The 22,064-nt window shown below is 71.8% G+C and carries 19 protein-coding genes; 8 read left to right on the top strand and 11 right to left on the bottom strand.

Annotated features, from left to right (window positions below; translation table 11 throughout):
* The gene (pucL, locus tag ACZ5SK_RS18370) at positions 1 to 900 is read left to right on the top strand and encodes a factor-independent urate hydroxylase (protein ID WP_334576037.1); all 900 of its coding nucleotides are present in this window, start codon (positions 1 to 3) and stop codon (positions 898 to 900) included.
* A gap of 49 nt (positions 901 to 949) precedes the next feature.
* Positions 950 to 2,323, top strand: coding sequence for an 8-oxoguanine deaminase (locus ACZ5SK_RS18365; protein WP_361707345.1), 1,374 nt, complete (start codon positions 950 to 952; stop codon positions 2,321 to 2,323).
* Positions 2,324 to 2,489: 166 nt separating this feature from the next.
* On the opposite strand, the gene ACZ5SK_RS18360 is transcribed toward ACZ5SK_RS18365, so the two are convergent.
* Complete coding sequence (locus ACZ5SK_RS18360; RefSeq protein WP_361707348.1) at positions 2,490 to 3,272, bottom strand: helix-turn-helix domain-containing protein; 783 nt, start codon at positions 3,270 to 3,272, stop codon at positions 2,490 to 2,492.
* A 96-nt stretch (positions 3,273 to 3,368) separates the two neighbouring features.
* Between ACZ5SK_RS18360 and ACZ5SK_RS18355 the strand changes: the two genes are divergently transcribed.
* Positions 3,369 to 4,220, top strand: a complete 852-nt coding sequence (locus ACZ5SK_RS18355; RefSeq protein ID WP_443041206.1) for an NAD(P)H-binding protein — start codon at positions 3,369 to 3,371, stop codon at positions 4,218 to 4,220.
* A 60-nt stretch (positions 4,221 to 4,280) separates the two neighbouring features.
* Here the strand turns inward: ACZ5SK_RS18355 and ACZ5SK_RS18350 are convergent, their stop codons facing one another.
* The 6 genes from ACZ5SK_RS18350 to ACZ5SK_RS18325 form a co-directional block, all read right to left on the bottom strand.
* Positions 4,281 to 4,703: an acyl-CoA thioesterase gene (locus tag ACZ5SK_RS18350; protein ID WP_334576032.1), complete on the bottom strand. Its 423-nt coding sequence runs from the start codon at positions 4,701 to 4,703 to the stop codon at positions 4,281 to 4,283.
* Between the two features lie 54 nt (positions 4,704 to 4,757).
* Positions 4,758 to 5,423 (bottom strand): hypothetical protein, encoded by a 666-nt coding sequence (locus ACZ5SK_RS18345; RefSeq protein ID WP_468576289.1) that lies wholly within the window; start codon positions 5,421 to 5,423, stop codon positions 4,758 to 4,760.
* Positions 5,424 to 5,510: 87 nt separating this feature from the next.
* Complete coding sequence (gene tnpB / locus ACZ5SK_RS18340) at positions 5,511 to 6,968, bottom strand: IS607 family element RNA-guided endonuclease TnpB (RefSeq protein ID WP_361707354.1); 1,458 nt, start codon at positions 6,966 to 6,968, stop codon at positions 5,511 to 5,513.
* On the bottom strand, positions 6,965 to 7,540 hold the full coding sequence (locus tag ACZ5SK_RS18335; RefSeq protein WP_361707357.1) for an IS607 family transposase: 576 nt from the start codon (positions 7,538 to 7,540) through the stop codon (positions 6,965 to 6,967). Before ACZ5SK_RS18335 ends, tnpB begins: the two co-directional genes overlap by 4 nt.
* A gap of 88 nt (positions 7,541 to 7,628) precedes the next feature.
* Entirely contained in the window at positions 7,629 to 8,228 is a 600-nt protein-coding gene (locus ACZ5SK_RS18330) for a histidine phosphatase family protein (protein ID WP_334576026.1), read from the bottom strand.
* 77 nt (positions 8,229 to 8,305) lie between these two features.
* Complete coding sequence (locus tag ACZ5SK_RS18325; RefSeq protein WP_334576025.1) at positions 8,306 to 9,514, bottom strand: pyridoxal phosphate-dependent aminotransferase; 1,209 nt, start codon at positions 9,512 to 9,514, stop codon at positions 8,306 to 8,308.
* Between the two features lie 87 nt (positions 9,515 to 9,601).
* Between ACZ5SK_RS18325 and ACZ5SK_RS18320 the strand changes: the two genes are divergently transcribed.
* Positions 9,602 to 10,288 carry a helix-turn-helix domain-containing protein gene (locus tag ACZ5SK_RS18320; RefSeq protein WP_361707361.1) on the top strand — a complete coding sequence of 229 codons (687 nt, stop codon included), beginning with the start codon at positions 9,602 to 9,604 and terminating at the stop codon, positions 10,286 to 10,288.
* Positions 10,289 to 10,387: 99 nt separating this feature from the next.
* Here ACZ5SK_RS18320 and ACZ5SK_RS18315 read toward each other — a convergent pair whose 3' ends face one another.
* From ACZ5SK_RS18315 to ACZ5SK_RS18305, 3 genes are all read right to left on the bottom strand, one after another.
* Positions 10,388 to 11,215: a hypothetical protein gene (locus ACZ5SK_RS18315; protein WP_361707364.1), complete on the bottom strand. Its 828-nt coding sequence runs from the start codon at positions 11,213 to 11,215 to the stop codon at positions 10,388 to 10,390.
* Positions 11,215 to 12,477, bottom strand: coding sequence for a VWA domain-containing protein (locus tag ACZ5SK_RS18310; protein ID WP_079658740.1), 1,263 nt, complete (start codon positions 12,475 to 12,477; stop codon positions 11,215 to 11,217). The genes ACZ5SK_RS18315 and ACZ5SK_RS18310 overlap by 1 nt, the downstream gene beginning before the upstream one ends.
* A 261-nt stretch (positions 12,478 to 12,738) precedes the next feature.
* Positions 12,739 to 14,280: an IucA/IucC family protein gene (locus ACZ5SK_RS18305; protein WP_334576019.1), complete on the bottom strand. Its 1,542-nt coding sequence runs from the start codon at positions 14,278 to 14,280 to the stop codon at positions 12,739 to 12,741.
* Between the two features lie 113 nt (positions 14,281 to 14,393).
* Between ACZ5SK_RS18305 and ACZ5SK_RS18300 the strand changes: the two genes are divergently transcribed.
* On the top strand, positions 14,394 to 15,953 hold the full coding sequence (locus tag ACZ5SK_RS18300) for an IucA/IucC family protein (RefSeq protein WP_468576286.1): 1,560 nt from the start codon (positions 14,394 to 14,396) through the stop codon (positions 15,951 to 15,953).
* A 119-nt stretch (positions 15,954 to 16,072) separates the two neighbouring features.
* Here ACZ5SK_RS18300 and ACZ5SK_RS18295 read toward each other — a convergent pair whose 3' ends face one another.
* A complete protein-coding gene (locus ACZ5SK_RS18295; RefSeq protein ID WP_334576015.1) occupies positions 16,073 to 18,166 on the bottom strand; it encodes an acyl-CoA dehydrogenase in 2,094 nt (697 codons plus the stop codon).
* 197 nt (positions 18,167 to 18,363) lie between these two features.
* On the opposite strand from ACZ5SK_RS18295, the gene ACZ5SK_RS18290 reads away from it, so the two are divergent.
* From ACZ5SK_RS18290 to ACZ5SK_RS18280, 3 genes are all read left to right on the top strand, one after another.
* Positions 18,364 to 19,131: a thioesterase II family protein gene (locus ACZ5SK_RS18290; protein WP_334576013.1), complete on the top strand. Its 768-nt coding sequence runs from the start codon at positions 18,364 to 18,366 to the stop codon at positions 19,129 to 19,131.
* Between the two features lie 266 nt (positions 19,132 to 19,397).
* Entirely contained in the window at positions 19,398 to 20,537 is a 1,140-nt protein-coding gene (locus tag ACZ5SK_RS18285) for an acyl-CoA dehydrogenase family protein (protein ID WP_361707370.1), read from the top strand.
* Entirely contained in the window at positions 20,534 to 22,015 is a 1,482-nt protein-coding gene (locus ACZ5SK_RS18280) for an amino acid adenylation domain-containing protein (protein ID WP_334576011.1), read from the top strand. The genes ACZ5SK_RS18285 and ACZ5SK_RS18280 overlap by 4 nt, the downstream gene beginning before the upstream one ends.
* The last annotated feature ends 49 nt before the right edge of the window (positions 22,016 to 22,064 follow it).

Raw genomic sequence — 22,064 nt, 5'->3', positions numbered from 1 at the left:
ATGCCCATCCTGGGACAGAACCAGTACGGCAAGGCCGAGAACCGAGTCGTCAAGATCACGCGGGACGGCGCCACCCATCACATCAAGGATCTCAACGTGTCGGTGTCGCTGAGCGGCGACATGGACGAGGTCCACTACTCCGGCTCCAACGCCAACGTCCTGCCGACCGACACCACCAAGAACACGGTGTACGCGTTCGCCAAGGAGCACGGCATCGAGTCCGCCGAGCAGTTCGGCATCCACCTCGCCCGGCACTTCGTGACGAGTCAGGAGCCGATACACACGGCCCGGATCCGGATCGAGGAGTACGCCTGGGAGCGGATCGACACCCCGCGGAGCAAGCACTCGTTCGTCCGCCAGGGACAGGAAACCCGCCTCGCCCAGATCACTTTTGACGGTACGTCATGGGAGGTCGTCTCGGGCCTTGCGGACCTGGTGGTCATGAACTCCACCGACTCCGAGTTCTGGGGTTACGTCAAGGACAAGTACACGACGCTCCCCGAGGCCCACGACCGCATCCTGGCCACGCAGGTCTCCGCCCGCTGGCGCTTCAACTGGTCCGACGACGAGCAGCCGATGCCCGACTGGGAGGAGTCCTACGAGCAGACGAAGCAGCACCTGCTCCAGGCGTTCGCCGAGACGTACTCGCTGTCGCTGCAGCAGACCCTGTACCAGATGGGCTCACGGATCATCGACCGCCGCGGCGAGATCGACGAGGTCCGCTTCTCGCTCCCCAACAAGCACCACTTCCTGGTGGACCTGGAACCGTTCGGCCTGAAGAACGCCACCCCCGACGGGGCCGTGTACTTGGCCGCCGACCGCCCGTACGGCCTGATCGAGGCCACCGTCCTGCGGGACGGCTGCGAGGCGCGCATCCCGGTGGACCTCACCAACCTCTGACGCGGACACGATGCGGACACCAAGCGGACACGAAAGCGAAGGACCCACCATGACCCAGCGCATCGTCATCGAGAACGCGGCGATCGCGACCGTGGACGCGCAGGACACCGAGTACGCCACCGGATACGTCGTCATCGCCGGCAACCGCGTCGAGTCGCTCGGCGCGGGCACTGCTCCGGCGGAACTGGACGACGTCGTGCGCCGGATCGACGCCACCGGACACCTGATCACGCCCGGTCTGGTCAACACCCACCACCACTTCTACCAGTGGATCACCCGCGGCCTGGCCACCGACCACAACCTCTTCGACTGGCTCGTCGCCCTCTACCCCGTCTGGGCGCGCATCGACGAGCAGATGGTCCGCGCGGCGGCCCAGGGCTCCCTCGCCATGATGGCCCGCGGCGGCGTGACCACCGCCATGGACCACCACTACGTGTTCCCGAAGGGCTCCGGCGACCTGTCCGGCGCGATCATCGGCGCGGCCCGCGACATGGGCGTCCGCTTCACCCTCGCCCGCGGCTCCATGGACCGCAGCGAGAAGGACGGCGGCCTGCCCCCGGACTTCGCCGTCGAGACCCTCGAAGGGGCGCTCGCCGCGACCGAGGAGACCGTCGGGCAGCACCACGACGCCTCCTTCGACGCGATGACCCAGATCGCCGTCGCCCCCTGCTCGCCCTTCTCCGTGTCCACCGAACTACTGAGCCAGGGAGCGGAGTTGGCGCGCCGCCTCGGTGTGCGCCTGCACACGCACGGCTCGGAGACGGTCGAGGAGGAGAAGTTCTGCCACGAGCTGTTCGGCATGGGCCCGACCGACTACTTCGAGTCCACCGGCTGGCTCGGGGAGGACGTGTGGATGGCGCACTGCGTCCACATGAACGACTCCGACATCGACGCCTTCGCCCGGACGAAGACGGGGGTCGCCCACTGTCCGTCGTCCAACGCCCGGCTGGCGGCCGGCATCGCCCGCGTCCCCGACATGCTGGCGGCCGGCGTCCCGGTCGGTCTCGGCGTCGACGGCACGGCGTCCAACGAGTCCGGCGAACTCCACACCGAACTGCGCAACGCCCTCCTCATCAACCGCCTCGGCGCCCACCGGGAAGCTGCCCTGAATGCCCGTCAGGCACTGCGCCTCGGGACGTTCGGCGGGGCTCAAGTCCTCGGCCGGGCACGGGAGATCGGCTCCCTGGAGCCGGGCAAGCTCGCCGACCTGGTGCTGTGGCGGCTGGACACCCTCGCCCACGCCTCCATCGCCGACCCGGTGACCGCGCTGGTCTTCGGAGCGGCGGCCCCGGTCACCGCCTCCTTCGTGAACGGCCGTCAGATCGTCGAGAACGGACGTCTGTTGCACGCAGACGAGGACGCGATCGCCCGCTCCACCCGCGAGGAGGCACAGCGCCTGGCGCGTATCGCCGCGCAGGGCTGAGCGACCCGAGAACTCCGGTCGAGGGGGACGGCCCTCGACCGGAGCCATGAACCCCACCAGGGTTCATGGCCGGCCGTGACCGGGGCGCGCGCGTGAACGCGCGCGCCCCGGAACCGGTCCCCGGGCCGTGCGGTCATGGGAGCGGATCATCGCGGGTCCGCGCGTGTCAGGACGCCTGGCAGGGCGTTGCCCGGGGCAGTCGGCCGCTGAAGAACGCCCGCGGCGGGACGCCCATCAGGGTGCGGAAGTCGGCCGTCATGTGCGACTGGTCGTAGTAGCCGGTGGTGGCGGCGAGTTCGGCCCACGGGGCGGAGGCCGCGTGCGTGAGGACGTGGCGTACGCGGTCGATACGGGCGTAGTGCTTGGGGGAGACCCCGACGCCGTCGGCGAACAGGTTGCGCAACTGGCGCTCGCTGACGGCGAGTTCACGGGCCACCTCGCGCACGGCGGCGGGGGTGCGGTCCGGGCGGGTCGACAGGGCGTCGACGGCGGCCCGTAACAGGCGTTCGCGCGTGCCTTCCGTGGGCTGCGGCAGCAGGTCGGCCAGGCGGGCGGTGATCTCTTCCGGTTCCGCACCGGTCAGTTCGCGGGCCAGACGGCCGGCCGCCGGGGACGGCAGGTCACCGGCCGGCACCGCCCGACCCACGAGGTCCACCGCCCGCACCCCGAGCAACGGGCCCACCGCCCCCGGCGCCAGCCGCAGTTGCACGCACGACACCAGAGGTCGGTCAGGATCCACGTGATAGGTGGCCCGCGTACGCGGACCGACGACCAGCGTGTCGGGTCGGCCGTTCTCAGCGACGCGGACGACGACCTTGGTCGCCGCGTCCGGTACGTGCGTGAAGGCGTCCCGCGGAGCGCGGTCGACGACGACGTCACCGATGCCGGCGATCCAGGGACGCAGTGCGGACGGGACGGGCAGGGGCTGCGCGGCAAGGGCGTTCGTCACCCCTCCACCGTATGCGCGCGGACGCGGCGGGCGGGCTGTCGAAGCGTGCCGGTATTTCCTAGAGCGGGGAGGGCGTCGGCCGCCACCGTGGTGGTCATGATCCTAGTGACCGGTGCCACGGGCACCATCGGCAGCGAACTCGTACGACACCTCGCGGCGCGCGGTGAGAAGGTGCGTGCCCTCACCCGCGATCCCGCGAACGCCCGGATGCCGGCGGGCGTCGAGGTGGTGCGCGGGGACTACGGCGAACCCGCCTCCCTGGAGGCCGCGATGTCCGGGGTGACGGCTGCCTTCCTGGTGGGCCTGCCCGGTCCGTCCGTGCAGCACGACGCGGCCCTGGTGGCGGCGGCGAAGACGGTCGGCGTGGGCCGGCTGGTCAAGCTGTCGGCGATCGGCACCGGCGATCCCGAGGTGGGGCCCACCGGTGAGTGGCATGTCGAGGGTGAGCGGGCGGTCCGGGAGAGCGGCGCCCAGTGGGTCGTCCTACGGCCCTCCTCGTTCGCCTCGAACACGTTGAGCTGGGCGCAGGCCCTCCGGGCCGGTGAACCGGTGCCGAACATGAGCGGTGACGGAGCCCAAGGGGTCGTCGATCCGCGCGACGTCGCCGAGGCCGCCGCCGTCGCCCTCCTCGACGAGCGCCGGGCGGGCCGGACGTACACGCTGACCGGGCCCGAGACGATCAGCGTGCCCGGCCAGGCCGCAGTCCTCGCCGATCTCCTGGGGCGTCCGGTGCCGACCCGCGACCTCGCCGTGGACGAGGTCCGCGCGTACGTCCTGAACTGGTGGCAGGACGAGGCCGTCGCCGACGGCGTCGCGGTGAGTTCCGCGTACGTCCGCCGGGGCGGCAACGCCGTCGTCACCGAGGACGTGCCGCAGCTCCTGGGGCGCCAGGCACGGACGTACCGGGAGTGGGCGCTCGACCACCGGGAGGCGTTCGGGGCGCGGTGAGGGAGCCGGGACTCGGCGGAGCGTGAGTCGGTGTGATCACCCGGCTCGACGGCGTCGGCCCTAAAGCTCGAACAGGCCCGGGTCCTTGGCCAGTTCCTTGAAGCAGTCGTGCGGGTGCGCGATCATCCGGCGCTTCTCCAGGTCCAGCAGACCGCCGACCGACGTGAGTTCGGCGGCGACCGTGCCGTCGGCCTTTCGGATGGTCTGCTCGATCCGGAACGTCTTCCCGCTGCCCCACTCGAAGGCGCAGGTGACGTCGATCTCCTCCCCGGCGAGGAGTTCATGCTTGTACCGGATGGTCGTCTCCAGGCCGACCGGGCCCACGCCCCTCCCCAGCAGATCGGCCTGGCTGATGCCCGCGGCTTGCAGCAGGGACCAGCGGGCGTGTTCCGCGTAGTTGATGTACACGCTCTGGTTCACATGACCCTGCACGTCCGTCTCGTAACCGCGGACGGTGATGCGGACGGAAAACGGCTCGCTCACTGCTTCCCCTTCTCGTCGACGAGCATTCGATGAGCATCGATCTTGGCATGTCCCTCACATCCGGCGTGGGGAAGCCAGCAGATAGCGCGCTCTCGTCCGGGGATCGGTGTGCTCGCCGACCTGCCAGCCCGCCTTCTCCAGTGTGGCCGCACAGGCGCGCAGCGCCGCCTCGTCCGGCCCGTGCACGGCCACCGCCTCCGGCTGCGGGGTCGCCCACACCCGGTAGCCGTCCGTGCCCGCCGGACCGGCGGGGCGGTGGCCGGCCGCCTCCAGGGCGAGCGCGGCGGCCCGCACGAGATGCGTGCGCTCCCAGCCGCAGGGCCGGTCCATGCCGCCGCCCTGGTTGGTCATCCGGCGCAGCTCCAGCAGCCCCTGCCAGGCACTGTGCACCTCACGGGTCCGGGCGGGCCCGGCTTCCCCGACGCCTTCCTCGCCCCCGACGCGCGCCGCGAACACCCCCGTGGCGCCCCCGGCATCACCAGCACCGCCGCTGCCGGGGGCGTCCGCATCACGCCGCTCGGCAGCCGGCTCGGGTACGGCTTCCCGTATCCGGTGCCCCGCCGGGGTCAGAAAGTGATCGTGCGGCGGCCGCGGGTGCCGGAACGCGAGCCCGTGCCTCACCAGGGCCGCGAGCTGCGCCTGCGTACCCCGCAACCGCCCGGTGACCGGTTCGGCGGCGTCGATCACACGCCGTTGCGCGGCGGTCGGTGCTCGGGTCACGGGCGTGCTCCCTTCGAGTGCTGCCGTTGCTTTCAGCCTCAAGGACTTTCAGCATTCCGGGCGTTTCGGCTCGGAAGGTCCGTCACATCACCAGAGCGTCAGGGGCTCGGCTTGAGGACGGTCTCTCGTTTCCGTCTGCCGCTGGTGCGGCAGGGTCGCGCCACCTGCCCGCCCCGCCTCCGCCTTTCGGCGGGTGCGGGTGGCGCGGGTCTTCTGGTCGGCTCCACGAGGCTTCGGCACCACCTCGGTGGTGTCCTGGGCTCCGGCCACTCCGGTACCAGTCACTACGGCTGCCGCAAGGGCGGCGAGGTTGAGCGCGGCGTTGTCGTCCCGGTCGATGACCAGACCGCAGGCGTCGCATTCGTAGGTCCGGATGTGCAGCGGCAGCTTGGCTTTCACCGCGCCGCACCCGGAACAGGTCTTGGAGGAGGGGTACCAGCGGTCCGCGACCACGAGGAGGGTGGCGTGGCGCTGGCCGGTCTTGTAGGTGAGCTGGCGGCGGATCTCGCCGAATCCGGCGTCGGCGATCCGTCGGGCCAGGCGCGGGTTGCGGAGCATTCCGGCGACGTTGAGGTCCTCGACCACGATCGTGCCGTACTCGGCGGCCACGGCGGTGGTGAGTTTGTGCAGGGCGTCTTCGCGGAGGGTCGCCACCCGGTGGTGGACGCGGTTGCGGGCGGCGTTCGCCTTCTCCCACCGCTTCGACGGCTTCTGCCCGGTGCGCCGGTCGGGGCCCTGGCGGCGGGACACGATCCGGGACGCGCGGCGCAGCTGCTTGCGCGCCCGGTCGTAGTGCCCGGGATTGGGCACGGTGCGTCTCTCGCCGGTGCTGTCGGCCATGACCGCGAGGGTTTTCACCCCCAGGTCGATGCCGACCGCCGCGTCCGGCCGCGCCACGCGTTCGAGGTCGCGCTTGACCTCGGCCTGGAAAGAGACGAACCAGCGTCCGCGTTCGTGCCGGACGGTCGCGGACAGGATCCGGGCCGTCCCGGCCTGGACGCGCGCGAGGAGCTTCACCGTGGGCTCGTGGACACGGATCGTGCCCAGCCCGGGCAGCGTCACATGCCGGCCATCCCACTCGACGCGGATCGTGCCGGTCGTGAACCGGCAGGACAGGCGCGCCTTCCGCTTCGACTTGAAGCGGGGCATACCCACTCTCTTGCCCTTGCGCTGTCCGCGCTTGGACTTCGCGTAGTTGTCGAACGCGGCGGCGGCGTTCGCCAGGCCGGTGGCGTACGCCTCCTTGGAGTTGTCCTCCCACCAGGCGGCGAACCTCGGGTCGCTGTGCTTGGCCTCGTTGAACGCCTTCCGCAGCGCGGGCAGCGACCACGGCCGCCACTGCGTCAGCTGCTCCTGGGCGATCCCGTAGGACTCCTCCGCGCGGCGCTGCCACCACGACGCCTCGACCCAGGCGACCGCCCAGTTGTACGCGGCACGCGCCGCGCCGCAGTGCGAGCGCAGCGCGCTCTCCTGGGCGACGTTCGGGTCCAGCGCGAACCGGAACGCCTGCACCACGAAACCGGACTGCGCCTGGAACTTCTTCACTCGGTGTCCTCGGCGGTCGCCATGGCCACCGCGCGGGCGGCCCGGTTCTTCCCCGCACGCCGCCCGTACAAGCTGGCGCACATCGCGGTCAGCACCTCGGTGATGTCCCGCACCAGGTCATCGGCGGTCTCGGTGGGGTCGAGGACGACCAGGCGCCGCCCGGACGCCGACAGGACGGCCTCCAGATGCTCGACGCCGAACCGGGCCAGCCGGTCACGATGCTCGACCACGATCACAGCCGCCTGCGGGTCGGACAGCAGGCGGTGCAGCTTGCGGCGCCGCCCGTTGAGTCCCGACCCGATCTCGGTGACGACCTCGGCGACCGGCAGGCCAAGCCCGGTAGCTCCTTGGACCACGCGCGCGACCTGCCGGTCAAGGTCCGGCTCCTGGTCAGCCGAAGACACACGGCAGTACGCCACCACGCGCCCGGACACTTCCTCGGCAGGCTCGTCGACGAGCCACGTGCCGGACGGTGTCTGGCGAACGGGGACCGGCATACGGCCCTCTTTCGCCCACGTCCACGCGGTCTGGTAGTGGACGCCGTTGCGCGCCGCCCACTCGGAAAGCTTCACGTGATCAAGATAACATACTAGAAAGGCTGATATTCACTGATGAATACCGCAGCAGTTGTGAGCCCCCTCGGCAGGGCCTCCTCGAAGGCTACGACCCGGGTCTGACATTCCAGCCGGCGATCACCGGCCGCCCGTGCTCCGTGCCGAGTCGGCACAGCGTCCCCGTGGCCAGTTGGAACAGCGCGCCCGCCGACGGGGGCAGTCCGAGCCGGCGGGCGGTCAGCACCCGCAGGAAGTGGCCGTGCCCCACCAGCGCCACGCACCCCTCGGTGTCGGCGTGCGCCGCGTCGACCTTGGCCAGCATCCGGTCGGCCCGCTCCCCGACCTGCTCGGGCGTCTCCCCGGGATGGTCGGGCGGGCCGGGGGCCACGCCGTCCGTGAACAGGAACCAGCCCGGTCGGGTGCGCTGGATCTCTTCCGTCGTGATGCCCTCGTAGCCGCCGTAGTCCCACTCCCGCAGGTCCGCGTCGACCCGGACGTCGTGCAGCCCGATCAGCTCCGCCGTCTCCCGCGCCCGCCGCAGCGGGCTGACGAACGCCGCCCCGATCCGGTGCGAGCGGATCAGCGGCACGAGCCGCCGTGCCTGAGCCCGCCCGTCCTCGGTGAGCGGGACGTCCGTCGATCCGGTGTGCCGTCCGGAGCGCGACCAGGAGGTCTCGCCGTGCCGGACGAGAAACAGGTCGCCCACGTGTGCCCTTCCTGCCGTGCCTGATCAGCACCGTGTCACAGGGCGTCGGCCGGCGCAGTCCGGCACGCGCGAGCCGCTTACTGCCGGTACCCGCTCAGGAAGCGTCCGATCCGGCCGATGGCGGCCTCCAGGTCGTCCGCGTGGGGAAGGGTGAGGATGCGGAAGTGGTCGGGGGTGGGCCAGTTGAAGCCCGTGCCCTGGACCACCTGGATCTTCTCCCTCAGCAGCAGGTCCAGGACGAACTTCTCGTCGTCGTGGATCTTGTGCACCTTGGGGTCCAGACGAGGGAAGGCGTACAGCGAGCCCTTCGGCTTCACACATGACACGCCGGGGATCTCGTTGAGCTTCTCCCAGGCCACGGTGCGCTGTTCGTACAGCCTGCCGCCCGGGGCGGTCAGGTCGTGGATGGACTGCCGGCCGCCGAGCGCGGCCTGGATGGCGTACTGGGCGGGCGCGTTGGCGCACAGACGCATGGAGGCCAGCATGGTCAGGCCCTCCAGGTAGTTCTTCGCGTGCTGCTTCGGGCCGGTGATCACCAGCCATCCCGAGCGGAAGCCGGCTACCCGGTACGTCTTCGACAGGCCGCAGAAGGTCAGGACGACCAGGTCGGGGGCGAGCGCGGCGACCGAGTGGTGCACGGCGTCGTCGTACAGGATCTGGTCGTAGATCTCGTCGGCGAAGACCATCAGGCCGTGCCGACGGGCGAGGTCGAGGATGCCCTCGATGACCTCCTTGGGGTAGACCGCGCCGGTGGGGTTGTTCGGATTGATGATCACAACCGCCTTCGTGCGGTCCGTGACCTTCGACGCCATGTCGTCCAGGTCGGGGTACCAGTCGGCCTGCTCGTCGCACAGGTAGTGGACCGCCTTGCCGCCCGCAAGCGTGGTGACCGCCGTCCAGAGGGGGAAGTCGGGGGCCGGGATGAGGATCTCGTCGCCGTCCTCGACCAGCGCCTGCACGGCCATCGAGATCAGCTCGGAGATGCCGTTGCCGAGGAAGACGTCGTCGACGCCGACCTCCAGGCCCCGCTCCTGGTAGCGCTGGGCCACGGCGCGGCGGGCGGAGAGGATGCCGCGTGAGTCCGTGTAGCCGTGCGCCTGCGGGAGCATCCGGATCATGTCCTGGAGGATCTCCTCCGGCGCCTCGAAACCGAAGAGCGCGGGGTTGCCGGTGTTCAGGCGCAGGACGCTGTGGCCCGCCGCCTCCAGCGCGTCGGCGTGCTCGATCACCGGGCCGCGGATCTCGTAACAGACCTCGCTCAACTTGTTCGACTGCCGGAACTCCATGCGCGCTCGCCCCTCCGGTTCGTTGTGTTGCTTGGTTTTACCAAGTTCCAGCTTGGAAAGTCCAACGACATGTCTAGACTGCGTGCCATGTCACCTCGCCGAAGCTACGACCAGTACTGTTCCGCCGCCCGCGCGCTCGACACCGTCGGCGACCGCTGGACCCTGCTGATCGTCCGGGAGCTGCTCGCCGGCCCGCGCCGCTACACGGACCTGCACGCCGATCTGCCGGGCGTGAGCACGGACGTGCTCGCCTCGCGGCTGAAGGACATGGAGCGGGACGGGCTGACCACCCGCCGCAGGCTGCCCCCGCCCGGCGCGGCCTACGTGTACGAACTCACCGCGCATGGGCGGGAGTTGCTGCCCGTACTCCAGGCGCTGGGGAAGTGGGGCGAGGGGGAACTCGGCCGGCGGCGGCCCACCGACGCCCTGCGTGCGCACTGGTTCGCGCTGCCCTTGCTGCGCGGGCTCCAGGGGGAGGGGCACGGCGGTGCGGGAGCCGGCGGTGCGGGAGTCGGCGGTACGGGAGTCGACTGTGCGGGGCTTGTCGAAGTCCGGCTGGAGGAGGGGGAGTTCCATCTGTTCGTCGGTGCGCAGAGCGGGCCGGTGTACGGCTTCGGCGCCGCGCCCGGGGAGCCCGACGCGCGGCTCGTGCTCGACACTGACACCTGCACGGCCGTCGCCCAAGGGGAGTTGACCGTGCTCGAGGCGGTGCGCGCCGGGCGGATCGACGTGAGCGGTGACGGCACCCTGGCCAAGGCGCTGCGGGAGGCCTGAGAGCCCGCATGCGGGAAACCACCGCACGGCGCGAGGCGAAGCACACAAGGCCCACCGCCGTGCTGCGATGAGCCTTCTGATGGTGCGTCAGGCAGATGTTCAGGCGGTCGGCGGCACGTTCCGCGGTCGTCCCGAGCCGCGCGTCAGCGTGTAGCCGCCGATGCCGGCGAGGGCGGCCAGGATCGCGCCGATCGCGGTCCACACCCAGCGGTCGGACCACCAGCCGGACGCCCAGCCGTCATCCGGCTCGATGCTGGACAGGACGGCCGTGGCCGACGAATCGTCCTTCTCCGCCTCGGACTTCACGGCGATGCCCGGAACGAGTGGCTTCGCCAGCGAACCGTCGACGGCCGCGGCTCCACCGATGTCCTTGGAGTCCACCCGCAGTTCGGCGTCGACCGGCAGGCCCAGGTCGCCCGCCTTCAGGTCCAGGGCCGTCAGGCGGACGTAGTACGTGCCCGGCAGCGGGTCGTTCGCCCACGGCTCCGACCAGGCGCGGACCGTGCGCAGTACGCAGGCCAGCTCGACGGAGGTCGCGCCGGCGGCGGCGGTGCGCGTCTGGGCTCCGTACTGGCAGGCCTGGCGGCGCCGCAGACCGTCGTACACATCGACCTGCCAGGTCTGCGCGGTGTGCGTCTGAGGCAGTTTCACCGTCGCCTTCACGGTGGGGCGTTGACCCGAGTCCGCCGGGAACGACCAGTACAGGTAGTCGCCCGAGGAGCCGCTCGCCGTCGCCGTCTGCCCCTGGTCGATCTCCGTCGCCGTACGGAACGACGTGCCCGCTTCGGTGGGCGCGGAGCTGTCGCCGGACGGGCTCGCCGACGGGGTGGCGTCGGCCGTGGCCGACGTCGCCGCCGGGCCGAGCGTCAGCCCGAGCGCCAGTCCGAGAGCGGGCAGGGCGCTGTTCAACACGCGTGTGATCCACATCAGTTGGTCCTCCAGACCGCGACCCGCCAGCGTGACAGCCAGCCCCACAGCACACCCGCGAGGAAGCCGACCAGCACCAGGACGCCCAGCAGCCACCAGCCGCGGCCGAGGCCGAAGGAGGCGACGTCGCTCGCCTGTGACGGGCCGTCGACCACGTCCACGGTCAGCTCCAGCGGCATGCCCGGCGTGGTCTTCACGCCGGCCGCCGCCGAGTAGGAATTGGTCACCTGCACGCACACCGTCTCGGCGGGCGCCTCGTCCTCGTCGCTCTCCGCCTTCGGGTAGCGCAGACCGGTCGAGATGACGTCGGTACGGCCGTTGCCGGACGCCTCGCCGCGCACGATCTCCCGGCCGTGCACCGTGACCGCCCGCAGCAGCACCCCGTAGTCGGGGTTCATGGCACGGTCCGCCGACACGCTCACCGAGGCGCGCAGCTCCTGGCCCGGCTCCACGTCGACCTTGTACCAGCGCTCCTGGCCGAACTCCTCGCGGTCGGTGTACAGACCGGACTTCAGCGTGGGCGCCTTGGTGCAGGAGGCCGCGCCCGTGGCGGCCACCGGCGTCACCACGGGGTCGGCGGCCCGGTCCACCAACTGGTTGACGCGGTCGGTGAGTTCCTCGGTGTGCTCCACCGACGTGTAGGTGCCGCCGGTCGCCTCGGCGATGCAGCTGAGCTGCTGGCGCATCTTGACGTTCGGCACCAGGCCGAGGGTGTCGATGGTCAGGCCGATGCCCTTGGCCGCGATCTCACGGGCCACCACGCACGGGTCGAGCGGGGCGCAGGTGTCCTCACCGTCGCTGATCAGCACGATGCGCTTGGAGCCGGTGCCGCCCTCGAGATCGTCGGCCGCCTTCAGCAGTGCGGGGCCGATCGGCGTCCAGCCGGTCGGCGACAGGGTCGCCACCGCCGTCTTCGCCTCGGTGCGGTCCAGCGGGCCGACCGGGTAGAGCTGCGCGGTGTCCTTGCAGCCCGTCTTCTGGTCGTCGCCCGGGTAGTTGGCGCCGAGGGTGCGGATGCCCAGGAGAACGTTCTCCGGTGTCGCGTCCAGCACCTCGTTGAACGCCTGCTTGGCCGCGGCCATCCGCGTCCCGCCGTCCATGTCCTTCGTCCGCATCGAACCGCTGACGTCGAGGACCAGGTCGACCTTGGGCGCGAGGGCGGTGGTCTCGTCGGCTACCGCCCCGGCCGGGAACGCGATCCCGGCCGCGAGCAGGGCGAGCAGGGCGCAGACGCCCGCCGCCAGCCGTTGTGTTCTGATCATCGGCGGATCCTATTGATCAGAGGCGTCCCGCCACAAAACGACGGCACAACCGCTCACGAAAACGACGGCGAACCGGGGTTCGGCGACGCGGGGGAACCGGGTTCGGGAATCGCGGCGGAACCCGGGCCTCGCCATGCGCCGTATGCGGTTTCGGTGATGCGGGCGGAAGCCGGCCTCGGTGACGCGTGTGGGACCGGTATCGGTGGCGCGACGGAAGGCCGGGTTCGGTGACGCGGGGAACCTCGGTCGCCGGGAACGTGGTCAGTTCGCGTTCGGCGCGGGCGGGTTGGGGGACAGCGGGTTGGGCAGCAGTGTCCACTGGTCGCCGGGTACGCCCGGCGACAGCCGCATCAGCGTCAGTGCCTTTGTGGGAAGCGGTCTTTCGCGCAGTGCCGTGAGGTCCGGGGTGCGTGGCAGGTCCCGTAGGGCCGACTCCAGGGCCGTCCGCAGGGCCTGGCGGCTGCCGGCCGTCGCCGCGAGCGAGCCCGCGACCAGGGAGCCGAACAGCTTGCGTCGCAGCGCCGTGACGTCGTCCGTGAGGATCCGGGCGGGCAGGTCGGCCGGCAGCGGGACGCCGCGTCGGGCCAGCCGGGCCGGGCTGACCCGGATGTCGGCCAGGTCGCGGTAGACCAGCCGCAGCGGCGCGCCCGAAGCCGACAGCACGACCAGCAGGTTCTGGCCGTGCGCCTCCAACGCCACGCCCAGTTCCAGCAGGCGCAGCCCGACGGTGAGTGCGAGCCGCGCGAACTGCGCCAACCAGACGGCGGAGCCCGACAGTTCGGTTCCGGCGAGGGCCCCCACCGGGACGACGTGCTCGCCCGGCGCCCCGTACACGCGCGGCGACTCGCGCAACACGGCCGCCAGGTCGGGGGAGTCGGCGGTGGCCGCGCCCAGCGTGCGGGTCATGTGCAGCAGGCCGTCTGTGCGCGGCGTCAGACTCTCCGCGAAGGCGGACAGGGCCGCGGAGGCGGCGATGGAGCCGACGGAGATGTCCCGCACCGAGGACGTCAGCCGGGTGCTCAGCGCGGTCTTGACATGCGGCCCGCCGGGCAGCGCGAGCGTGCGCAGCGCCATCAGCGGATGCGCGACGAGCTCCTCCTCGCAGGATCGTTTGAGCACGTGCGCCGCCTGCCACGGATGCACCGGGATCAGCAGCCGGCCCCCGTCCCGCAGCCGCTCCGGCCACTCACCCGACACCAGGCACTCACCGGCCGGCACCGGCAGCAGACCCAACCGCACCGACGGCCGGTGCTCGGGCCCGTACGCCAACTGCTCGGCGACCGAGAAGCCCGGCCGCGCACGGCAGTTGGGGTGGTAGGGGTGCCCGTCGACGACCCGCTGTTCCCACTCCCAGTCGTGCACCGGCCACTCCCGCGGGTCCTTCGACAAGGCGTCGTCGGGCTCCTGCGCGGCCCGCGACAGCGCCAACGACGCGACGCTGTGGCCGAGTTCGGCGGCGAAGGCCCCGCCGTGCGGCACCGCAAGCGCCGTCGTCAACGCCGCGGGATCCTCGTACGCCACCCCGTCCAGCCGCACCTCGGTCACGTAGGAGGCGGTCGCGTACGGGTCGGCGCGCGGACCGTGCAGACGGCGGCCGTCACGCAGCCGCAGCACGCTCTGCGTCCCCGACTCCTCCCGGTGCGCGATCCAGGGCAGCGGCTCGTGGACGAGGGCCCGCCACAGCCGGGTCAGCACGGCCGCCCGCGCCCCGGGCAGCGCGGCCGAGTACCGGGGGCCGAGAGCGGGGCGTACGGCGGCCAGTTCCGCGGCGATCTCGGCCTCGACGGTGGGGGGACGGTGCACGGGTGGGCTCCTGGGGTACGGGCTGGTGGTACGGGTACGACGTCACGGAGGGCCGTGACGACAGCGATACTGATCGTCTCCGCCCAGAAGAACCGTAGGGAACCAGGGAACCAGTGGATCGCGTGGACCTCATACCTCCGCCCGCCGACGCCGCGGCGCCCGCCGACGGCGTCGCCGAGCGCGCCGACGCCTACGCGGCCGCGCCGCTGCTCAACTGCCTCCTGCGGGAGGTCGCGCAACCGCTGCCGGGACCGCCGGGAGGCGACGACCGGTTCGTGTACCGGCTGCCCGGTGACCGTCTGCTGCGGGTGCGCGGCGCCCGGCGGCCCGCCGACCCCGAGGTGTACGCGGCGGGCGCCTGGCACCGCCTCGGCCACCCCGAGCTCGTCAAACTGGCCGGCGACGTACTGCGCCGGCACACCGGGCTGTCCAACCACGAGCTGCCCGCCGAGATGATCGACAGCAGGGACGCGGTGGCCGCACTGCTCACCGCACGCGCGCGTGCCACCCCGCCGGACTCCCGCTACCTGCGTTCCGAGCAAGCACTGATCACCGGCCACCCCCACCACCCCGCCCCCAAGGCGCGCGGCGGCGGCCCGCACGCAGGCTGGCTGCCGTACGCCCCCGAGGCGCACGCCCGGTTCCCGCTGGTTGTGCTGGGCCTGCGCGAGGATCTGGTCGTCGAGGAGGGCGACACCGGTGCGCTGGACGCGCTCGGCGAGGCGCCGCCCGGCTACCGGCTGCTGCCCGCCCACCCCTGGCAGCTCGACCTGGCCGGCCCGCTGCTCGCGCCCGCCTTCGCCGACGGCCGGCTGCTGCGGCTCGGCACGACCGACTTCGAAGCCTGGCCGACGGCCGCCGTACGCACCGTGTACGCGCCCGAGCGTGATCTGTGTCTGAAGTTCAGCCTCGACGTCCGCATCACCAACGACATCCGCCGGCTGTGGCGCCACGACCTGCTGAAACTGCGCCGCACCGACGCGGCGGCGGTCCACGCCTTCGCGGCGCTCGCCGGCGCCGACGACGGGCGGGCGGTCCGCGCACCGGCCGCCTGGCTGAGCGACCGCGGCTACCGCACCGCCGCCTTCGCCTTCGAGGAGCTCGCCGTCCTGGTCCGTGACGGTCTGGACGACCACCTGCTGCCCGGCGCGACCCCGTTGCTCGCCGCGGGCCTCGTGGAGGGCTTCGACGGCAGCCCCCTGGCCGCCACGGCGGACCCGGCCGCCTGGTGGGAGGCCTACCTGGCCGTCGTCGTCCCGCCGGCGCTCCAGGTCTTCGCCGACCACGGCGTCGTCCTGGAGGCGCATCTGCAGAACACCCTGGTCGCCGTCGACGCCGACGGCACCCCCGTGCAGGCCCTGTTCCGGGACGCCGAGGGCGTGAAACTGCTGCCGGACGTGGAGCGGGCGGCCGGCTGGGAGCGGCTGGTGTACTGCCTGGTCGTGAACCACCTCTGGGAGGTCGCCGCGGCCCTCGCCGAACACCACCCCGGCGTCGACCCCTGGCCCGCCGTCCGCCGTGAACTGGCCCGCCACGATCTCCCCGAGGCCGCCGCCCTGCTCACCGCGCCGACCCTGCCCGGCAAGACGAACCTGCTGCTGCGCTGGACCGGCGCGGACGGGGCGGACGCCCGCTACCTGCCGTTGCCCAGTCCCCTCGCCGCGGGCCGCTGACCCACCCCGGCCGGTGTGCCGCGCGACGTGACCGCTGGTCGATACGCGAACCCTTTCAGCGTCCTGCGGATCCGGGTCGCCTCACGCGCGGCCGATCCCCCCGACACACTGTGCCGCGGTCAGTTCAGGCCGAGGCCTCGGGCGATCAGCCCGCGCTGGACGTCGTTGGTGCCGCCGCCGAGGAAGGCCAGGACGGACAGGCGCAGGCCCAGCTCGAAGATGCCCGCGCCCGGGGCGTCCGGTGTGTGGAGGGCCGCCGCGGGGCCGAGGATCTCCAGGGCGTCGCGGCTGAGCTGCTCCACTGCCTCGGCGGCCAGCACGCCCGCCATGGCCGCGGCGAGGCGCGCGGTGTGCGCCGCACCGCGCTCGGCCCGCTCGGCCTGCTCAGCCCTCTCGGCCGCCTCGGCGAGCAGGACGTTCACCGCCTGGACCTGGACGGCCATGCCGCTCAGCCTGGCTCGCCCGGCCGATCCGGGCGGGCCGAGCACACGGTCCGGATCGGCACGGCCGGCTGCCAGCAGTTCGTCGAACTGCCGACGGCACATCCCGGCGATATCGCTGGCCAGCAGCAGTCGTTCACCGGTCAGGGTGTCCGTGATGACCTGCCAGCCGCGGTTGACCGGGCCGATCCGCGCGGAGTCGCTCACCCGGACGTCGTCGAAGGTCACCGTGCAGCAGATCTGCCCGGACAGGGCCTGGTGCTGCTCCGTTGCGATCCCCGCGGACGCCATCGGAACCATGAACATGCTGATCCCGGCCAGCGGCAGCTTCGCGTCCACGTCCGTGCGCACGGCGAGCCAGATGTACTGCGCCGTGTGCGCGTTGGCGATCCAGGACTTCGTCCCGTTGATCACCCAGTCGTCGCCGTCCCGGATCGCGGTCGTGGTCAAAGACGCGAGATCGGACCCCGCCTCGGGCTCGCTGTAGCCCAGGCAGAAGGTCAGGGTGCCTTCCTGGATCCGGGGCAGATATGTCGCCTTCTGCTCGGAGGTTCCGTAGGTGACCACGGGAGCGCCGACCACCGAGACGGCAGCCATCGCGTGGGCGACCGGCAGCTGGTGATAGGCGGTCTCGTCCTGGAGGGCCAGCTGCTCGGCGAGCGTGGCGTGGCGGCCGCCGTCGGCGGTGGGCCAGGTCATCCCGAACCACTTCCGCGCGGACATGGCCGCCACCAGAGCGGGATCGTCGCCCTTGGCGAACGCTCGGGCGCCGGTGCGGTGTTCGGCGCCGAAGGCGCGGACCTGTTCCCGCATCGCCGCCGCGGGCGCGGTGGACGCCACGGCGGGCAGACCGGCGGCGGTCCCGAGGAGGATGTCGGCGACCGTTCCGAGCGGTGGCGGACAGGACGGCAGCAGCGCGATGTCGGCGTGCACCCGGCGGAACAGCCAGGGGGCCTGATGCTCTTCGAAGTACCCGCCCGCGCCGAGGTTGTGATGGGCGCTGACCTGGATGCGCGGTGCGACAGCGACCGCGTGGCACACCGCGAGCTCCGTGGCGAGGATCCGGTCCGGTGCGTGCTCAGCGTGTCTGCGGACGGCATCGTCGATGAGGAGCTCGCCCGCGCGCAGTTCGATCTCGCGGGTCGCCGCACGCTGTTGGACCGCGCCGAACCCGCCGATCGGCCGGCCGAACTGCCGACGGACCTTCGCATGGGCGAGGGAACGGTCATGAGTCCGCCGCGCGGCCGCCATCGCCCGTACCGTCAGGCCCAGCCGGAGCAGGGAGAGCGCCCGGCCGGCCTGCTCCGGACCGACGTCGACGACGGCCTGCGGACCGCCCAGATGGAGCCGGGCCCAGGCGGGCGACGCCAGCCCGGGCTGGGGGACGGCGAACTCCACGGGCCGCACCGACGCGCGCCCGCCCGCGGGCGGCAGGACCAGGACATGTGAGGCAGCCGTCCCGCCCTCCGCGAACGGTATTGTCTCGGCCGCCGGGTCCGCCGGCGCCACCACGATCCGCACGTCCGCGGAGCGGATGCGGGCCACGGTCTCCGGGGCTTCGGTCAGCAGGCCCGCGGCGACGAAGCCGTCCATCACGGGCAGCGGGCAGGCCGCCGCTCCGGTGGCCCGGACCAGCGCGACGGCGTCGGTGAGGTCGCCGGGGTCGAACCAGCCCCGGGCCGCGGCCGTTCTCCACAGCCGGGCCAGGGCGGCGTCGTCCGCCAGGTCAGGATAATTCCACTGCCGGGTCAACAGTTCGGTGATTTCATCCATGCTGAGCATTCGCCCGTCCCGCCTGCGGTGTCCATTGCCGCGCCGTCGGTCCGAGCGTAGGGACCGCGTCAATGCCGGGCAACGCGAGGCCCCAAACAATAGGGGCCTGATAGGGGTTCGCCGAATTAAGTGGGCGGATAGGCTCGAACGCGACTGAGGGATCGGCCAGGGGTGCTGCGCTCGGAAAGGTGAGGGCATTGGGAAATACCGACGACGACAGTTGGATCCGCGTCCACCGCGAGGCGCCGGAAGGTATGCGTCTGTTCTGTTTCCCCCACGCGGGCGGCGCCGCCAGTTACTTCTACTCGTGGTCGAGGTCGCTGCCTCGGGACATCGAGGTGCTGGCCCTGCAGTACCCGGGCCGCCAGGACCGCGGCAGCGAGCCCTGCGTCCGCAGCATCCCCGAGCTGGCCGACCGGATCCATGCGGCGATCCGGCCGCGGCTGGGGGAGCCGTTCGCGTTCTTCGGCCACAGCATGGGAGCGATCCTCGCCTTCGAGGTGGCGCGCAGGATCGCCCGGGAGGAGGGGGCCGCCCCGGCGCATCTGTTCGTCTCCGGCCGACGGGCACCCTCCCTGGTGCGGCACGAGGAGCTGCACCGGGCGAGCACGGCCGCGTTCGTCGCGGAGATGCGCGCGCTGGGCGGCACGGACCCGCGCATCCTGGCGGACGAGGAGCTGCTGAACCTCGTCCTGCCGACGGTCCGCGCCGACTACCGGGCCATCGAGACATACCGGTACGAGGCCGGGCCACCCCTGTCGTGCGACATCACCGCGCTGGTCGGGGACAGCGACCCCAGGGCGTCCGTCGACGACGCGGCGGCCTGGTCGGGGCACACGCTCGGCCGGTTCGACATGCGGATCTTCCCGGGCGGCCACTTCTATCTGGACGACTGCCGGGCCGGGGTGTCCGACGTGATCTCGTCCGTGCTCTCCGGAGTACGGCAGGAGACGGGTCGTGCCTGACGCGTCCGTGCGTCTCCCGGAAATTCTCCGCGGTCTCTCGCGCGGACCGTACGTCGATTGCGTCTTGACCGAAACCCCTACCGCACCCCTAGCCCCACTCTTCTTCGCTTAAGGGTGCGGTAAGGGTTGGGGTCCGCTCGCCCGGAACATAACGTTGCCGAGTGTACCGGGCCACGTAAATCAAATGTCGCTGCATCTCACTTTCCGCATACGGTCTCCGGGGGGATTGAATTGGCAACGGTCGAATACACACCGGAAAACGACTGATGGACTTCGAGCTGTCACCTATTCAACGTGAACGCTGCGCCGGCATCGGCGCGGCTGTCGCCGAGCGGTTCGCCGAGCATGTGACGTCCGCCGACCCGGAGCTGGTGCGGCTTGCCTGGAAGGACGCGGCGGGCGTCGGACTGACGGGACTGTGCCTGTCCGAGCAGCACGGCGGGGCGGGGCTGGGGGCGCTGGACACGGCGCTGGGCCTCGAGGCGTTCGGCCGCTCCTGCTCCGACATGGGCCTGGTGTTCGGGGTCGCGGCGCACCTGCTGTCGTGTGCCGTGCCCGTCGGGGAGTTCGGGACGGACGAGGCGGCCAGGGAGCTGCTGGCGGGCATGGCGGCGGGCGACCTGATCGCCGGGAACGCCATGACCGAGGACGAGGCGGGCTCGGACATCGGGCGGATCCGTACCACCGCCACCCGCACGGGCGAGGGGTATGTGCTGGCGGGGGAGAAGTCCTTCGTCAGCAATGCCCCGGTCGCGGACGTGTTCGTGACCTATGCGGTCACGGACCCGTCCGCCGGGTTCCTGGGCGTCTCGGCGTTCGCCGTGCCGCGGGAGCTCGACGGTGTCGTCGTGGGTCCGCCGCTGCGCAAGATGGGGCTGAACGGCTGCCTGGCGGCGCGGGTGCGGTTCGAGGACTGCGTCGTACCGGCCCGGTATCTGCTCGGTGCCGAGGGCAGCGGCGGGGCGATCTTCCAGCACTCCATGGCGTGGGAGCGCGGCTGTCTGTTCGCCGCGTACCTGGGGCTGATGGAACGGCAGCTGGCCGAGTGCGTCAGCCGTACGACCCGACGGCGTCAGTTCGGGCGGAAGATCTCCGGGTTCCAGGCCGTGTCGCACCGGATCGCCCGGATGCGGCAGCGGCTGGAGAGCGCGCGGCTGCTTCTGTACCGCGCCTGCTGGCTGCTCGACCAGGGCCGCACGGACGTCACCGCGATCGCCATGGCGAAGACCGCCGTGTCCGAGGCCGCGGTCGCCAACAGCCTGGACGCCATGCAGCTGTTCGGCTCGGCCGGCTATCTGGCCGACGCCGGGATCGAGGAGCAGCTGCGCGACTGCCTGCCCACCACCGTCTTCTCCGGGACGACCGAGATCCAGCTGGAGCTCATCGCGAGAGAGGCAGGCCTGTGACCCTCCATCAACTCGTCATCGAGGCCGCCGCACGCAGGCCCGACGCACCGGCCGTGAGCGGGCCGTCCGGCGCCCTCACCTACGGCGAGCTCGATGCCGCGGCCGACGCGATCGCCGCCAGGCTCACCCGTCAGGGCGTCCGGCGCGGTGACCGTGTCGTGCTCTGGGCGGGCAAGAGCCCGGCGACGGTGGCGGCGACGCAGGCCGTTCTCAGGCTCGGCGCCGCCTATGTGCCCGTCGACGGCAGCAGCCCGGTGGCCCGGGTCGCGGCCATCGCCAGGGACTGCGCGGCGCGCGTCGTCCTGACGAACGGCGCACGGATTCCACGGATCTCCGCCGAACTGGGCCCGGACGTCCGCTACGAGGAGCTCGACGGCCCCTACGAGCCGGCGCCGGCCGTCGACACCGCCACGGGCCCCGACGAGCTGGCGTACATCCTGTACACGTCGGGGTCGACGGGCGCGCCCAAGGGCGTGTGCCTGACCCACGCGAACGCACGGGCTTTCGTCGACTGGGCGTACGACCTGCTGGCGCCCGGTGAGGACGACCGCTTCGCCAACCATGCGCCCTTCGCCTTCGACCTGTCGGTGTTCGACCTGTACGTGGCGTTCCGCGCCGCTGCGTCGGTGCATCTCGTTCCCCCCGAGCTGTCCTTCGCGCCGATGCAGCTCGTCGAGTTCCTCCACCGCGAGCGGATCGGCGTCTGGTACTCGGTGCCGTCCGCCCTCGCGGTGATGATGCGGCACGGCGGACTCCTCGACCGTCCGGCGCCCGAGACGCTGCACACCGTCCTGTTCGCGGGTGAGCCGTTCCCCATCGCGCAGCTCCGCGACCTGGCCGGCTGGACCGGTGCGCGGATGATGAACCTCTACGGCCCGACCGAGACCAACGTGTGCACCTACCACGAGGTCACGAAGGCGGACCTGGACCGCGACCGTCCGGTGCCGATCGGCATCGCGGCGAGCGGCGACCGGGTCTGGGCGCTGCGGGACGACGGAGGAGTCGCGACCGCGGGCGAGGAGGGCGAACTCGTCGTGGACGGCCCCACGGTGATGTCCGGCTACTGGGGCCGACCGCCGCACAGCGGCCCCTACCGAACCGGTGACATGGTCCGGGTCCTTCCCGAGGGCGCGTTCGACTACGTCGGGCGCCGCGACCAGATGGTGAAGATCCGCGGCCACCGGGTCGAGCTCGGCGAGGTCGAGTCCGTGCTCGAGAACCACGCCGACGTCGCGGAGGCCGCCGCGGTGGCGGTGGGCGAAGGAGTCGACGCCCGCCTGGTGGCGTTCGCGGCCCCGCGATCCGGCTGTGACCTCGGCGTTCTGGCACTGCGGCAGTACCTCTCCCAGCGCCTGCCGCGCTACATGGTGGCGGACGAGGTGCGGATCCTCTCCCCGCTGCCGAGGAACGGCAACGGCAAGATCGACCGGCTGGTGCTGCAGGCGCGCGCCGGCGGGTCCGGAACAGGCAGTTCATGAACCGGAGTCGTGTCAACGATCTCCCGACACCCGGCAGAAACCGGCAGAA

The sequence above is a fragment of the Streptomyces sp. NPDC031474 genome (assembly GCF_055581185.1).
This window is presented reverse-complemented; position numbering and strand designations above follow the sequence as displayed.

Bases quoted from the DNA above. Each gene is read 5' to 3' on its own strand.
- pucL (WP_334576037.1), top strand. From the start codon at position 1: ATGCCCATCCTGGGACAGAACCAGTACGGCAAGGCCGAGAACCGAGTC.
- ACZ5SK_RS18365 (WP_361707345.1), top strand. From the start codon at position 950: ATGACCCAGCGCATCGTCATCGAGAACGCGGCGATCGCGACCGTGGAC.
- ACZ5SK_RS18355 (WP_443041206.1), top strand. From the start codon at position 3,369: ATGATCCTAGTGACCGGTGCCACGGGCACCATCGGCAGCGAACTCGTA.
- ACZ5SK_RS18325 (WP_334576025.1), bottom strand. From the start codon at position 9,514: ATGGAGTTCCGGCAGTCGAACAAGTTGAGCGAGGTCTGTTACGAGATC.
- ACZ5SK_RS18320 (WP_361707361.1), top strand. From the start codon at position 9,602: ATGTCACCTCGCCGAAGCTACGACCAGTACTGTTCCGCCGCCCGCGCG.
- ACZ5SK_RS18315 (WP_361707364.1), bottom strand. From the start codon at position 11,215: ATGTGGATCACACGCGTGTTGAACAGCGCCCTGCCCGCTCTCGGACTG.
- ACZ5SK_RS18310 (WP_079658740.1), bottom strand. From the start codon at position 12,477: ATGATCAGAACACAACGGCTGGCGGCGGGCGTCTGCGCCCTGCTCGCC.
- ACZ5SK_RS18295 (WP_334576015.1), bottom strand. From the start codon at position 18,166: ATGGATGAAATCACCGAACTGTTGACCCGGCAGTGGAATTATCCTGAC.
- ACZ5SK_RS18285 (WP_361707370.1), top strand. From the start codon at position 19,398: ATGGACTTCGAGCTGTCACCTATTCAACGTGAACGCTGCGCCGGCATC.